This window comes from Niabella pedocola (genome assembly GCF_021044425.1).
GTDB lineage: Bacteria > Bacteroidota > Bacteroidia > Chitinophagales > Chitinophagaceae > Niabella > Niabella pedocola.
On record NZ_JAJNEC010000004.1, the window covers coordinates 283,798 to 296,206 of the forward strand.

Sequence of the window (12,409 nt, forward strand, 5' to 3'; positions counted from 1 at the left end):
CAGATCGCTTTATTGCAAGTACCGGAAGGACCTGCAAGCAGGAGCCCATGTACTCAGAAAATACAATTACAAGATGTCCCAGGCCACGATATTAACCGCAACAAACACGAGATAATATGTCTCCCGAACACTCAGCATTAATACCACACCTCAGCATAGTATGGCACAATGCTTATAGCAATAAAACGATAAAACGACAAAAGCGGCTAACATACTCGTGGAGGCTGCCAGATAGCCGTCAGAATATCTTTTTCATAAAAGACATTCTTGTAGGGTGGTGCACCTTCCAAAGAGGGGAAGGTCCATTTCTCAAGTTCTAAAGAAAAGCAATTATCTAAAGTAAAAACAAGCGTTAAAGTACCGGAATGCGTTACAAAGGGTAACTTTTGATCTTTCTGATAATCTGCATCTTTAACCGGATGATCATAATGCATTTTTAAAAAAGCCCAAAATGTCAGGCGCGGATCCTGCTTCCGGTGTTCTATAAAATGTTCCACCAGTATAGGGATCTTCAGTAACTGACAAGCCTCAGTCGTGGAGACCAGGTAAACAGAAAGCATACATATAGCGATCCATTTTCTCACTTCCCAAAGGTATGAAAAGCCCGACAAATTAAAGAATAATAACGCCTAATTGATATCATATATCCTTGTGACTGACATCATTGAAGACGCTCAGACGGAGGTGATAATTTTACTACGCATGACCCGGGATTCCGGTCCGGATACTTTAATCAACCAGAGCTGTACAGCCGTTAAAAACTGACAAAAAATGAAAAAATATATCTTCCCTGTAATTTTTATTTCCATCGCCAGCGCTTCGGGGGCGCAACGATATATAGAGATCGCCTTTAAACCAGGTGTCAGCATTCCCAGTTTAAGCTCGGCAAGCTCCGGCAACCCTTTAAGCACCGGATATCGCTCACAACCTTACCAGGATGCCGCTCTGCATGCGGAATACCATCTCCGCAACGATTTTTCGATCCAGCCACAGCTGGAGTATTGCATACAGGGCGGTAAAAAGAACGGGCTGCAGGCATTTACAGTGCCCGGGGAAATAGCTGCTCAATTTCCGCCCGGGGAAGCGCCGGCCTATCTGTACGCTGATTATAAAAGCGAAACAAAGCTGGCGTATTTCCTGTTACCGGTACTGCTCAAATATCACCTGAACCCCAAAAAGAAATGGGATGTGTATGTAGCAGCAGGGCCCTTTGCCAGCTATCTGCTGGGAGCCATAAACAAGACCAGCGGTTCCAGCATCATTTATCTCGACAAGGACAAAACACAGCCACTGAGCATGGAGTCACGGCCGTTCGACAGTGAAACGCATATTGTTAACGACCTGCACCGGTTCAATATAGGTATGTCCGGCCATGTAGGACTGGGTTATAAGATCATATCCGGCTGCATTTTTCTTGAAGCCGGTGGTAATTACGGGCTGATCCTCATTCAGAAAAACAGTGCAAACGGACGTAACAGAACCGGGGCTGCAGTTGTTAGCCTTGGGTATCAATATGAGCTGTGATCCGGAAGGAACCAACCGGAGGCCCACAATGATAGACCATTGCTGTACAAATACAATCCAACGGGCAGATGCTCAATATAACCGTGTATGATTCCACAGAAGCCGGCCATAGCCGTTGGGGGAACCGCATGCATAAAGTTGCCATTAATAATATCATTTTACCGGTAGCTGTTGAGCTTCTCAGTTTTTACGCCGCCGTCGAACGCATCATTATCCCGGTCTCCTGCAATCAGGAAGCGGTATCAGCAATCCTACCCTTCCGTATCGGCAACATGCTCCTTCCTGAAATAAAAGGTGCATACATAAAGAAGGATCCGGATAAAATTGTATGCAAGCCGCTGCATCAGTGTCAGCAATGGATTTTGATGCAAAAGCCCATCCTCAACAATCGCGGTACAGTGAGCAGCGATCAACTGATCCAGTTCCTGCCGTACCTGCCGGACGAAAGGGCGGTTGCGCACATCCAGATTCAGCTCAATGCCTGCATAGGTACTGATATTATTAATATTGAAAGAACCAAGCGTAAGCCACCGGTCATCCCTGAGCCCCATTTTTGCATGTAAAATACGGTCCCGGTATTCATATACTTCTATATGATTGCGCAATAGCCAGGGGTAAAGAAAACGCTCGGCCTGCTTGGCGATCAATACATCTGAACACCCAGCAGTAATTACCCGGATCTTTACGCCTCTCCTGGCCGCCAGCTTCATCTGCCGTCGCAGCCGTCTTCCCGGAAGAAAGTAACTGCTTACAAGATATACATCCTCCCGTGCTTTGCTCAGCAGGTTGAAATAGCTTTTCCAGATTTCATTCCGGTTGTGTACCCAGTCGTTGCGGCGTATTCCTACCGAGATGCCCCTGAGCTTTTTTTCCAATGTTTGCGGCGGGTTCGCAGGTAAGCACAGCTGCCGGCTACGGGCCGCTTCTTTGTTCCACAGTTGTATGCATACCTGCTCCAGGGCTCCTGCCGCCGTACCCTCCACAAATAATGCCATATCCAGCCATGCCGGATGATCGGGGCGGCCGTAGTAATCGTCGTCAATATTATTACTGCCCACCAATGCCTTACGGCCATCGGCCACCACAATCTTATGATGCAGCCTTCTACCAAAATAAAGGCCCCGGTTTCTAAACAGCGGCTCAAAGCGTTCCAGCGCTAGCCCGGCACTTTTAATACGATTCATGACATCAGCGGACAAATGTGTGGCATACCCGTCCACAAGTAAGTAAACACGTACTCCTTTTTCTGAAGCCTGGCGCAACCATTCTATAACCATCCTGCCGGTATAGTCATACCGGAAAATATACATCTGAAGATGTATGCATTGTTCGGCTTTGAGGATCAGATCACGCAATAAGTCGAAATATTCAATACCTCCTCTAACAAGCAGCAGGCTGGCCTGAGGGCCGTAAATGCTTTTCCTGTAATTTTTATGAATAGTCACAAAATAAAATCTTATTAAAAATTAAACTACCGCAAGTAGCCGGTGCAATCAATGATCCTGGTCATCCTCAAAGATGACCGGTAAAAATCCGGTTCAGCGGTGTTCTGCCCGGTTACTGCAGCCGTTGCCTTTTTTATAAATTGACCGGTATCATTTTGCCTCTTGAGGTGTATCATTTTTATCCGCCGTTGATCCGGCTACCTTAGCAATTATTAACATTAAAAAAAAATCATGAATCATCTTAGTAAAACATTAACAGCGGTTGCTGCCGGCCTGGCTGCAGGTGCAACGCTGGGGCGTTTATTTGCCCCGGAAAAGGGCAGCGATACCCGTAAAAAGATAATGGCGGCCTGTAAAAAAATGATGGCGAAAGGCGACAATGCATTTGGAAAGGCAAAAGCCACAAAGCAGGAACCGGCCTGAATACAGCTGCAGTGCTGATCACGTTTTTTTCATTTTAATTTCTTTTTTATGGCAATTATCAAAGTACTGGAACTAATGGCCAGCTCTTCCAAGAGCTGGGAGGATGCCGCATTACAAGCCATTCATGAAGCATCCCGTACCGTTAAAAACATCCGCTCTGTATATATTAAAGATCACAGCGCGGTAGTAAAAAACAACAAGATTACTGAGTATCGCATTGTTGCCAAGCTCAGCTTTGAAATTGAATCGAAGGGATCGGGCTCCTGAATGCGCCTCATGCCGCATCATAACCAACACCAGCTATAAAACCGCAAGCATACACTTCCCGGGATCTCCCTTACCTGCAGTAGTCACCTGCCGGGTAAGGGAGCTTTATAGCATATCGCATCCCGCTGCCATATGCTTTTTTTATTCCCAAACCACCACCTATGCCGGTGCATGCTGCCAGCTTGTCTTTTTTTACCAGGCGGCCAATCATCATCATTTGTCCTAACCAAAAAATGGCAGGTTCCGCTTGAAACCTGCCGGATGGCATTACGGGTTGATGACCGCTGTTGATTGCAGGCCGGGTGTAAACCGGCTTCCGCATGCTGTCTAATCAAAGGCAAATTCTACCAGGTCAATTTCCAGTTCATTTTCCACACTGGATACTCCCGGGGCATTCCAGGCTGCCTGCTCCGCATCTTCCTTCTCTGCGAACGAACGAACTTTTCCATGCAGTGTTACCTTACTGCCGGAAACATCGACCCCGATGCGTTCTGCATCTACCGTTGCGCTGCGTTCAAATGCATCCCGTATTTTTTGCTGAACACCCGAAGTGGTTACCCTGGGTTTTACAGTGATCAAATTCAGCACGCTGCGCACCCCGGCCAGATTTTGTATGGCCGCTTTGGCGTTATTCCGCTGGTATTCCCATTCTACTTCCCCGTCAAGCTGAACAAGACCGTCTTCTACCTTAATTTTGATCTTTTCCTCCTGCACGGCCGAATGCCATTTCAGGGCATTTATTACGGCTTCTGCAATTTCGGCATCTGTTTTACGATAAGCTGGCGAAATACCTACCTGGATATCTTCCGCTACGGCTTTTACGCCGGAAACTCTTTTAGCGTCCTTTTCCGCCGCCAGTTTCTGAGAATAGGTGCCCACCTGTCCGCCCAGTGTTACCACTCCATCTTTTACAGCCACTCCGATTTCCGCAGCACTCAGCACCGGATCCCAATTCAATTCTTCCATTACGTCCTTTTGAATTTGAATGTCACTTTTCATGATTTTTTTTTTAAATGTTTGTAAATAAAGTTCTAATCAATATGTAATTTCTATCGTAAATGTATTTTCATCTGGTGCTGGTTTCAATGACTGCCATCACCGGCCCGTTTGAGGCTCATCATTAAAAAACCAAGCGATTGCCGGTTGTTACCACCAGCACATTCCGGGCTGCTTTATAATAATCCATACACATCCGGGAAATAACCTACCGTACCGGCGGCTGTAACGTCTGCCGTCATGTACAGCACAAAGACCGGAACGGGCTTTGCTATTTTTTTGGGTATGGGTTGCTGGCCTTTAATACCGGCCGTTAAAAAGCCTTCATCGAGCTTTTCTTCCAGCAGCTCATTTGCCAGCTCAAGAGGTTTCTGTATCCGGATGCAGCCATGGCTGAAATAGCGCTTTGCTGCTTCAAAGTTCGATTTGAGGTTGGTATCATGCAGGTATACGCTATAAGGACTGCTCAGATTAAATTTTATAACGCCCAGGGCATTATCGCAGCCGGTAGATTGACGAAACCGGTAGGGAAAATTCTTAGCCGAAAACTTCTTCCAATCCAGCTGCTTCGGATCAACGACCATGCCTTTGCTGTTGATCACCTGCATTCTCAGGATGTCCAGTACCACCAGGTTTTTTTTACAAAAAGGAAGGATTTCATTAACGGCAATGCTCCGTGGCACATTCCAGTAAGGATACAGGATAACCTCATCGCAGTACGTTACAAAGCGGGGGGTCATCGTGGAGGGTTTTCCTGCCACGATGCGCATATTCAATTTTACCGAGTCCTGCTCGAAATAATTCAATTCGGCAGCGGCGATATTGACCACTACAAAATGCTTAAACCTGAAATGAAAGAACCAGCGGCAATTATTGAGACTGATCGCGAGCGAGGCCGCCTTTTTCCGGTCGCCCAGCTCCAGCTGTTGCTGTAACTCCTGTTTTAAGGCCTGATAAAATGGTTGTGACGGTTCCAGTTCGGTTACCAAGGCCCGCAGCAATACGCTGTTGTTTGCCTTGCCCAGAAGGTTAATGACATGCTGACGATCGCTTACCTGGTACTTCCCGGTAATTTCATCACTTCCAACCCGTGTCCGCAACCGGGGATCTCCCGAATAAAGATCCGTAAAATAGGTCAGCGCTGCATCGGTGAACATCCGATCATATACCAGGCTTTCTCCCGGTTCAGAGCTGCTGATAACAGGTGGCAGCAGGGATAGGTATTTCAACGGATCCAGGCCCTGCCGGGGCGCATCCTCTTTAATAATCCGCACCAGTTCCTGCTGTAGCGAATCATCGATCGAAGCTTCGGATTCCAGCCAGAATAAGCGCCCTTCCCGCTGGCGATAAAACGCATCCACCAGGGAAGGATTCGTCAGTGACCTCTCCGTAAGGTGCTTTTGTTGTACCTGAGCAAAAGCGGCCGTTACGGCACCCAGCTGCAGGAAGGCAACCATTAAAACCGCACCAGTTATGCCGGAATAGGACTTTCGCCTTTTTTGCTTCATACACATGTTATTCTTTTAAACGTCCATCAAAACAGTTTTAAATCCGTCGTTCATCGATCCCGTGCCGATCCGTGTCCCGGGATCTGCTGGGGCCGGCCGCCCGTCTGTATGTGCATGGTCTTTAACCCTGCTGCTTCTATTTCACCATTGTTCAAACGTAACTCCGGGGGAATATACTGCAGTCCCAGTGCCCGGTACATTTCCTTCTCCGTTGATCCGGCTATTCTCCGGTGCGTTGCCCGCTCAAAAAGACCGTATTCATTCATTGTATACCCCCGTTGTTTTGCAATCATCCGCAAATGAATCGTATGCCCGCGGGAGCCCGTCATATAAAGTAAGCCCGCACCATATTCGCGGCCATGCAGGAGCCGGATATCCACCTGAATATGCCGGCACCGGAGCAAAACGCTGACTTTATTCGTGCCCCTGACCAATACCCGCAGTACATGTCTGGAGGCGATGAAGGTTTTTATAATGGCTGCACGTTGCTCCGGCTCAGCAATAACCAGTACGTCAATATCTCCTACCAAAGCACTTTTCCGCCGGATACTGCCACATACTTCAGCACGTTGAACGCCTGGTATTTTTTTCAATAAGCCAAGCAGGGCGGTACCGATCCTACGGGCATCGTTTAACGGAACCGGCGCTCCTCTTCTTGTTAGCTCCAGCAGTACCTGCATGTTCTCGATCCTCCGCTTACCAATTCCCTTTATGCCATCCAGGCGATGACCGTTCAGGGCATCCGCAAGCTCCTTTTCGTTTTTTATACCCAGGCGTTCATAGAGTATTCTTAATGTTGCAGGTCCAAAACCGCTTACATCCATTAATTCCAATAACCCATATGGCACCTGCTTTTTCAAATGGCTGAAAACTTCCATTTTACCGGTTTTCAGGTATGCTGCTATTTTCATTGCCATATGCGCACCAATATGATCAAGTGCTTCCAAACGCCGGATATCGGAAGCATAAACCGCAATATCTTCCCGCATATTCAGCAGCATATCGGCGGCTCTCTGATAGGCCGCCACCCGGAATTCTTCGCCCCCCAGGTACCGGTAACAGCGTGCCATTTGCCGGAATATAAAGGCAATAGCCGCATTATTTTTGTATTCGGGAACCTGCATCAGCAATAATTTAAGCGTTCGTTTATCAGAAGTGGGAAATAAAAACGGGATGTTCGATCGCCGCTCCATTTAAATGCATGGCACTGCCAGGTACCAGTCTCGAAAGATCCGTTCTTCCGGATGCACCCATTACAATGAAACAATTCTTTTTTCTCTGGTAAAACTCAAATAGCCCCTTGTCGAAATCCGTGGCATATAAAACCTCAAAATGCATCTTTGCATAATACGCTTTCAATTCTTCCTCAATTAAACGTTCGTGCCTGCAGTCCGGAAAACGTTCTGCAGCTACTACAATTACCGGCTTATGTTCAAAGCAGGGAAACAACCGGGCAAACCGTCTGAAGGCAAATAATGCAGAAGCGGATCCGTCGTAAGTCAGCACAATTTCATCAATTTCCGACGCGGGGCCGGAAACAATCACCAATGGGCATGCTGCCGCCTGGAGCAAGGCCCATACAAATGGTCCGAGGTATGCCGTACCATCCGCATCCGGTGAAGCGGCGGCATCTACCACCATCAGATCTGCAAAACGGCTGGCCGATACCGCCTCCCGCAACGGATCTCCTTTCAGGCAACTTACCCTACCGGAGATCCGTTCCTTCGCACATACTTCCCTGAAATGCCGGATATCATCCTGAAGGTCTGCTCCGGGATGTAATACCTGTTTTTTACCCTGCGCGACCGGTACATGTATTTCCGGTTCAGTCATTTCTTCTGCGTATAGCGCCTCCCCGGTCAGTAAAATACCCTGGAGCGGAGATCGGGTCATTGCTGCCAGATAGCAGGCAAATTCCACCGAGCTGTCATTTAATGCGATATCATTAACAAGCAGGAGCAGATTTTCCATTAGTTTATATTTTTTATCGTTAACGATGAGTAACGAACAACGGCAGTTGCCCGTTTTTTACTATTGCTGACACAAAACTTTTTTTACCAGTTCCGACACCCGCGACCGGCCGCGGGCACCTGCGATCATGATCGCTCCCTGCTGTCCGGTAACCCATTCAGTCCATTCCGCACCGCCGTACAGCTTTAAACAGGCAGCACCAGGTAACGGATAATGGTTCGATGCCCATGTTTGCAGATCCGTTCTTACAATTAAAGAGAAGCAGCTACGACCGGCTCCTACATTTACAAAAACAGTAGCATTGGTTGCAAGACCAGGCAGCAAATCCGCATACCGGCTTTCTTTTTTAAGCTTCAACACGGGCGTTTCCCGGTTCAATTCCCGGATAAATGAAAACGCAGCTTCCTCAATATCGATGCCGTCAGACACAAATAAAACCTTTATCATAATGCATGCCGTTCATGGTTCAAAACTACTGTCCCGTTCCGGTGCAGATCTATGACAACCGTCAATCCGGCCGATGACACTCATTAAATGAAGATCCTGACCATCCTTTTTATCAGCGGGGTATGATTGCAATCACTATAAAGCCCGGTGCTGCTCATTGAACCGGCATCACACCGATACGTATCTTACGCTTATGAAAATAAAACAGGGCAATGCGCTTTCACTTAAATAAATACATCCATATGCCACCTGGTGTAATTACCCGCAGACCAGGCAGGCCGCCGCTATGGCCAGTGGTGCCAGCCGCGAGTCTGTTATTAATGTGTGTCAGCATTTACATCCTTACTTCTCCCTGGAACAGTTATCTTCAGCTGATCAAACTCTCCGGCATCGGTATGCTTTTGAACGGGGTATTACTCCTGACGGTATTTTACACCGGAGGAACATTTTTTAACCGTTCAAACTGGATCCTTGCTGAAGGGCTGTTAAACGGCATATTTGGTTCACTGATGCTGTTTAACCCGTTATTAAATTTTTTGCTCTTTTCTTATTTTGCCGGCACCTGGGCAATCGGCTGGGGCAGTTTAAAGATCGCCCAATCCCTGTTTCAGAGGAAGGAATTAAAAGGATGGCAGCTTTTATCCGCCGAAGGCGCATGTGCGGTTGCGGTGGGTATATTACTGCTGGATCTTCCGTTTATAAAAACAAAAGCAACTCTTCAATGGCTGGCACTGCTGCTGTTGCTGGTAGGTGTTTTAAATATCATGATCAACCTGAAAAATAACGCTTTTAAAAAGGACCGGCCCATTATCCTTTAAATAAAATACGAAAGGCTTGTTTCATTGCCGGCTCGTGCGTACCCTGGCCTCAGCGGCGGCAGCCAGCAAAATCCCCCGATTCATTATAACCAGTCTTCCCTTTTTTTCCCTGCCGTTATAAACGCTAATCCTGCTCCCGCAGGTCAAAATCCTGCGGTTGGTCCGGTACAACAATCCGGCTGTCATCATAACCCTTTTTGTTCTGTTCTTCCAATGTAAGGAGATCCGTACCTGTTGTCTGGATCCAGATACCCGCTGACGCCCGCGCCACCTGCGCAGCGATACCGGTGTTCCGGAAAAATTCAGCCTCAAAGTCGGCTACCGTTGCCCCGGCTGTGAAGCTAAACGGCCGTATGCCTTTTAAAGGAGCCACATCCTTAAACAGTAACCCTTTGCCGAGTTTATCCCTGGCGGGTGACGCCTGCCCCCGGAGATGAGGATGGATGTAACAATCAAGTTTCAGATAAGGAAACAGCTTTTGAAACTGATCCTGGATATCTCCGATGGTACTTAACTGGTGAATATCAATTTTCATTGCTATTTTATTTTATCGTCCAATACGTTTATCAACCCCAGGCGCCCTCTGATCGTTGCTGCAGCATGGTATTATGAATGCAGCGCTATAACAGGTACGCTGCAGTGTAAAATAATTTTTTTAGCATACCCCGGAAAAACCGCCTCCTGCAGTAAGGAATGTACGCCGGGAAGGATCAGCAACAGGTCAAACCCGTTCTTTTCCACAAACGTGATGATGCTTTTTGAAGTATTTTTATCTTCCAGGTAATGAAATACCGGCGCCAAACGCTGAAAACCTGCCTGGGCGTTTAATACTGTGCAGCCAAAATGAAAGGCATCCTCATTTCCCCGGCCTGCGCTAACTATATGCAGGTCCGCACCAAAATCAATAATAAGCTGACCAATTTTTTGTACCGGCAACTGTTCTGCAGGATGCAGAAAATCCCATGCAAGTGCCACTTTCTTTATTGGTGAAAACCGTGCCCTGTAAGGCACCGCGAGCAAGGTCCATGGCAAATGCCGCATTTCATAAAGCGTGTGTCCGCCCCAAACCGCCTTTTCCAACCGCGACGCTCCCTGGCTGCCCATGATGACCAAATAGGGCCGCACATGTTCACAAAACAATTTCACTTCGGAAAAAAAATTGCCGTTGCGCACCTCACTAAAGATCCGGAGCGTTCCTCCGGTCCTCCGGTGGATCCTTACTCTCAGTTTTATCAGCTCTGCTTCCGCGTTGAGCCGGTCGTCGTCCATTTCCAATGATACAGGTACCTGGGTGAAATTAACGGGCAAATCACAAACGTACAACAGCAACAGGCTTGCATCGCAGCTCTTTGCCATTTCAACCGCATAATTAACCGCGTTTAAAGCAGCCTTGGAAAAATCTACCAGAACAAGGATCGTTTTCATGCTATTATTTTAGTGCATCCAACTGCCGCGCTAGTGCAGGTTCCGGGTCTGCAGGGATGATTATTAAAAATAAAATCGATTTGTTATCAGGTCAATGAGCGTCATCAGATCATTTTCTGACCATCATCAGCCGGCAACCGTCGCGGACGATGCATTCCGAAGGCGTCTCCCCTGCCGCATCGCCCCAACCTAATATCCGTCAAACAGGATCATGATCCCCGTCATTGGAAACCCTTATTATCAAGGTTTACTTTAGAGCTGCAAAAGACAGGAATATTTTATCATAATTTGGCAAACGCAGCCGGCAATAATGCACAGAGCACATCTTTTTCAAAAAAGGAATTTCATTGTCCGGGTTATAGACCGGCTTATTCTTCCGTGGATAAGCTGGTTAAGGGCAAAAGGCGTTATCGGGCAAACTTCCGTGCCTTCATTGAACGTTGCCGAAGAGAAGGACCTGTACCGGATTATGGTTGCAGCACCCGGTTTTCAAAACGAGGATCTTTTTTTTAAGACGGAGCATGATGAGCTCCTGATCAGCATATTGGGGCGGGGAATCCGGTCCACACAAAAAGAAACGGTTACCGGGCAGAACGATCAGCGCGATTTTTCCTGTTCGATCCGCTTACCGCCGGAGGTGAGCCGGCATATGATCGATGCCCATATGGGAGAAGATGCGCTTTTTATTTTCCTTCCTAAAAGTCCCGTAAAAAACCGATCGTAAAGTAATCTTATTTTCCATTTATAAACAGCAACGCATGAAATCAGATCAAAAAATTCAGCAGGATGTAATTGCGGCCCTTCAATGGGAACCCGTTCTGAATGCCGCAGAAATCGGTGTAGCCGTTACAGACGGGGTCGTTACCCTGAGCGGTCACGTTGACCAATATATAAAAAAAGGAAAAGCCGAGTCGGTCACCAAAAGGGTTAAGAACGTTAAAGCCGTTGCGGTCAATATTTCTGTTGAAATCTCATCCAAGGACAATAATAATGACACAGAAATAGGGCAAGCGATCGTTGATGCATTCCGCTGGAACAGTCTGATACCACAGAACAATATCATAGTAAAAGTAGAGAACGGTTATGTTACACTGGAAGGACGCGTAGAATGGCAATATCAGAAACAGGAAGCCTACAATGCGGTCAAATCACTGCTTGGCGTTAAGGAGGTCTACAACCTGATATCCGTAAAGCCCGCCATCAGTAAGACCTTGGTAAAAGACCAGATCAAAAAAGCAATGGCCCGGAATGCCGATATTAAATCCAACAAAATAGATATTGACATTTCCGGCAGGAAGGTAACGCTTAAAGGAACCGCGGGCTCCTGGCAGGAACGATCGCTGATTGAAAATGCCGCCTGGTGTTCACCCGGCGTAACAACCGTAATTGATGAAATTGAAGTCCGGTAACCAGGGAGGCGCTTTTCGGCCAACGGCAGCTACGCCCCGATTACTGCACGGCATCACCAGGGCGCCTTTTTTATAAGGATCTAAAGATCGGCACAGGGTATTAGCGGGTGCGTTTAACACAGGTTCAGCCACAGGCACCGGATATAAAATCATGCACTAACAGCCCTTTTTATGGT

15 protein-coding genes are annotated in these 12,409 nt (G+C 47.3%); 6 read left to right on the forward strand and 9 right to left on the reverse strand.

From position 1 onward, the window contains the following. Positions 1–206 precede the first annotated feature (206 nt). The gene (locus tag LQ567_RS05095; RefSeq protein ID WP_231003031.1) at positions 207–584 is read right to left on the reverse strand and encodes a hypothetical protein; all 378 of its coding nucleotides are present in this window, start codon (positions 582–584) and stop codon (positions 207–209) included. 187 nt (positions 585–771) lie between these two features. Between LQ567_RS05095 and LQ567_RS05100 the strand changes: the two genes are divergently transcribed. Further along, complete coding sequence (locus tag LQ567_RS05100) at positions 772–1,524, forward strand: porin family protein (protein WP_231003032.1); 753 nt, start codon at positions 772–774, stop codon at positions 1,522–1,524. A 251-nt stretch (positions 1,525–1,775) separates the two neighbouring features. Here the strand turns inward: LQ567_RS05100 and LQ567_RS05105 are convergent, their stop codons facing one another. Continuing rightward, entirely contained in the window at positions 1,776–2,969 is a 1,194-nt protein-coding gene (locus LQ567_RS05105; protein ID WP_231003033.1) for a phospholipase D-like domain-containing protein, read from the reverse strand. Between the two features lie 231 nt (positions 2,970–3,200). On the opposite strand from LQ567_RS05105, the gene LQ567_RS05110 reads away from it, so the two are divergent. Continuing rightward, a complete protein-coding gene (locus LQ567_RS05110) occupies positions 3,201–3,392 on the forward strand; it encodes a YtxH domain-containing protein (RefSeq protein ID WP_231003034.1) in 192 nt (63 codons plus the stop codon). A gap of 48 nt (positions 3,393–3,440) precedes the next feature. Continuing rightward, a complete protein-coding gene (locus LQ567_RS05115; RefSeq protein ID WP_231003035.1) occupies positions 3,441–3,659 on the forward strand; it encodes a dodecin family protein in 219 nt (72 codons plus the stop codon). A 327-nt stretch (positions 3,660–3,986) separates the two neighbouring features. Here LQ567_RS05115 and LQ567_RS05120 read toward each other — a convergent pair whose 3' ends face one another. The 5 genes from LQ567_RS05120 to LQ567_RS05140 form a co-directional block, all read right to left on the reverse strand. Beyond that, positions 3,987–4,658, reverse strand: a complete 672-nt coding sequence (locus tag LQ567_RS05120) for a BON domain-containing protein (RefSeq protein WP_231003036.1) — start codon at positions 4,656–4,658, stop codon at positions 3,987–3,989. 173 nt (positions 4,659–4,831) lie between these two features. Next, positions 4,832–6,163, reverse strand: a complete 1,332-nt coding sequence (locus LQ567_RS05125; protein WP_231003037.1) for a L,D-transpeptidase family protein — start codon at positions 6,161–6,163, stop codon at positions 4,832–4,834. Positions 6,164–6,213: 50 nt separating this feature from the next. Beyond that, positions 6,214–7,287 carry a helix-hairpin-helix domain-containing protein gene (locus tag LQ567_RS05130; protein ID WP_231003038.1) on the reverse strand — a complete coding sequence of 358 codons (1,074 nt, stop codon included), beginning with the start codon at positions 7,285–7,287 and terminating at the stop codon, positions 6,214–6,216. Positions 7,288–7,312: 25 nt separating this feature from the next. Further along, a complete protein-coding gene (locus tag LQ567_RS05135; protein ID WP_231003039.1) occupies positions 7,313–8,134 on the reverse strand; it encodes a hypothetical protein in 822 nt (273 codons plus the stop codon). A gap of 60 nt (positions 8,135–8,194) precedes the next feature. After that, on the reverse strand, positions 8,195–8,581 hold the full coding sequence (locus LQ567_RS05140; RefSeq protein ID WP_231003040.1) for a hypothetical protein: 387 nt from the start codon (positions 8,579–8,581) through the stop codon (positions 8,195–8,197). Positions 8,582–8,901: 320 nt separating this feature from the next. On the opposite strand from LQ567_RS05140, the gene LQ567_RS05145 reads away from it, so the two are divergent. Continuing rightward, positions 8,902–9,399 (forward strand): DUF308 domain-containing protein, encoded by a 498-nt coding sequence (locus tag LQ567_RS05145; RefSeq protein ID WP_231003041.1) that lies wholly within the window; start codon positions 8,902–8,904, stop codon positions 9,397–9,399. A 124-nt stretch (positions 9,400–9,523) separates the two neighbouring features. Here LQ567_RS05145 and LQ567_RS05150 read toward each other — a convergent pair whose 3' ends face one another. Both LQ567_RS05150 and LQ567_RS05155 read right to left on the reverse strand, forming a co-directional pair. Next, positions 9,524–9,934, reverse strand: coding sequence for a hypothetical protein (locus LQ567_RS05150; protein WP_231003042.1), 411 nt, complete (start codon positions 9,932–9,934; stop codon positions 9,524–9,526). Positions 9,935–10,005: 71 nt separating this feature from the next. Then, positions 10,006–10,824 (reverse strand): universal stress protein, encoded by an 819-nt coding sequence (locus LQ567_RS05155; protein WP_231003043.1) that lies wholly within the window; start codon positions 10,822–10,824, stop codon positions 10,006–10,008. Between the two features lie 310 nt (positions 10,825–11,134). Between LQ567_RS05155 and LQ567_RS05160 the strand changes: the two genes are divergently transcribed. After that, positions 11,135–11,548 carry an Hsp20/alpha crystallin family protein gene (locus LQ567_RS05160; RefSeq protein WP_231003044.1) on the forward strand — a complete coding sequence of 138 codons (414 nt, stop codon included), beginning with the start codon at positions 11,135–11,137 and terminating at the stop codon, positions 11,546–11,548. A gap of 34 nt (positions 11,549–11,582) precedes the next feature. Further along, positions 11,583–12,233, forward strand: a complete 651-nt coding sequence (locus LQ567_RS05165; protein WP_231003045.1) for a BON domain-containing protein — start codon at positions 11,583–11,585, stop codon at positions 12,231–12,233. Positions 12,234–12,409: the final 176 nt, after the last annotated feature.

Excerpts from the sequence above, each read along its gene's own strand:
- LQ567_RS05150 (WP_231003042.1), bottom strand. The coding sequence starts at position 9,934 with ATGAAAATTGATATTCACCAGTTAAGTACCATCGGAGATATCCAGGAT.
- LQ567_RS05115 (WP_231003035.1), top strand. The coding sequence starts at position 3,441 with ATGGCAATTATCAAAGTACTGGAACTAATGGCCAGCTCTTCCAAGAGC.
- LQ567_RS05165 (WP_231003045.1), top strand. The coding sequence starts at position 11,583 with ATGAAATCAGATCAAAAAATTCAGCAGGATGTAATTGCGGCCCTTCAA.
- LQ567_RS05145 (WP_231003041.1), top strand. The coding sequence starts at position 8,902 with ATGTGTGTCAGCATTTACATCCTTACTTCTCCCTGGAACAGTTATCTT.
- LQ567_RS05125 (WP_231003037.1), bottom strand. The coding sequence starts at position 6,163 with ATGAAGCAAAAAAGGCGAAAGTCCTATTCCGGCATAACTGGTGCGGTT.
- LQ567_RS05135 (WP_231003039.1), bottom strand. The coding sequence starts at position 8,134 with ATGGAAAATCTGCTCCTGCTTGTTAATGATATCGCATTAAATGACAGC.
- LQ567_RS05155 (WP_231003043.1), bottom strand. The coding sequence starts at position 10,824 with ATGAAAACGATCCTTGTTCTGGTAGATTTTTCCAAGGCTGCTTTAAAC.
- LQ567_RS05110 (WP_231003034.1), top strand. The coding sequence starts at position 3,201 with ATGAATCATCTTAGTAAAACATTAACAGCGGTTGCTGCCGGCCTGGCT.
- LQ567_RS05140 (WP_231003040.1), bottom strand. The coding sequence starts at position 8,581 with ATGATAAAGGTTTTATTTGTGTCTGACGGCATCGATATTGAGGAAGCT.
- LQ567_RS05160 (WP_231003044.1), top strand. The coding sequence starts at position 11,135 with ATGCACAGAGCACATCTTTTTCAAAAAAGGAATTTCATTGTCCGGGTT.
- LQ567_RS05100 (WP_231003032.1), top strand. The coding sequence starts at position 772 with ATGAAAAAATATATCTTCCCTGTAATTTTTATTTCCATCGCCAGCGCT.
- LQ567_RS05120 (WP_231003036.1), bottom strand. The coding sequence starts at position 4,658 with ATGAAAAGTGACATTCAAATTCAAAAGGACGTAATGGAAGAATTGAAT.
- LQ567_RS05130 (WP_231003038.1), bottom strand. The coding sequence starts at position 7,287 with ATGCAGGTTCCCGAATACAAAAATAATGCGGCTATTGCCTTTATATTC.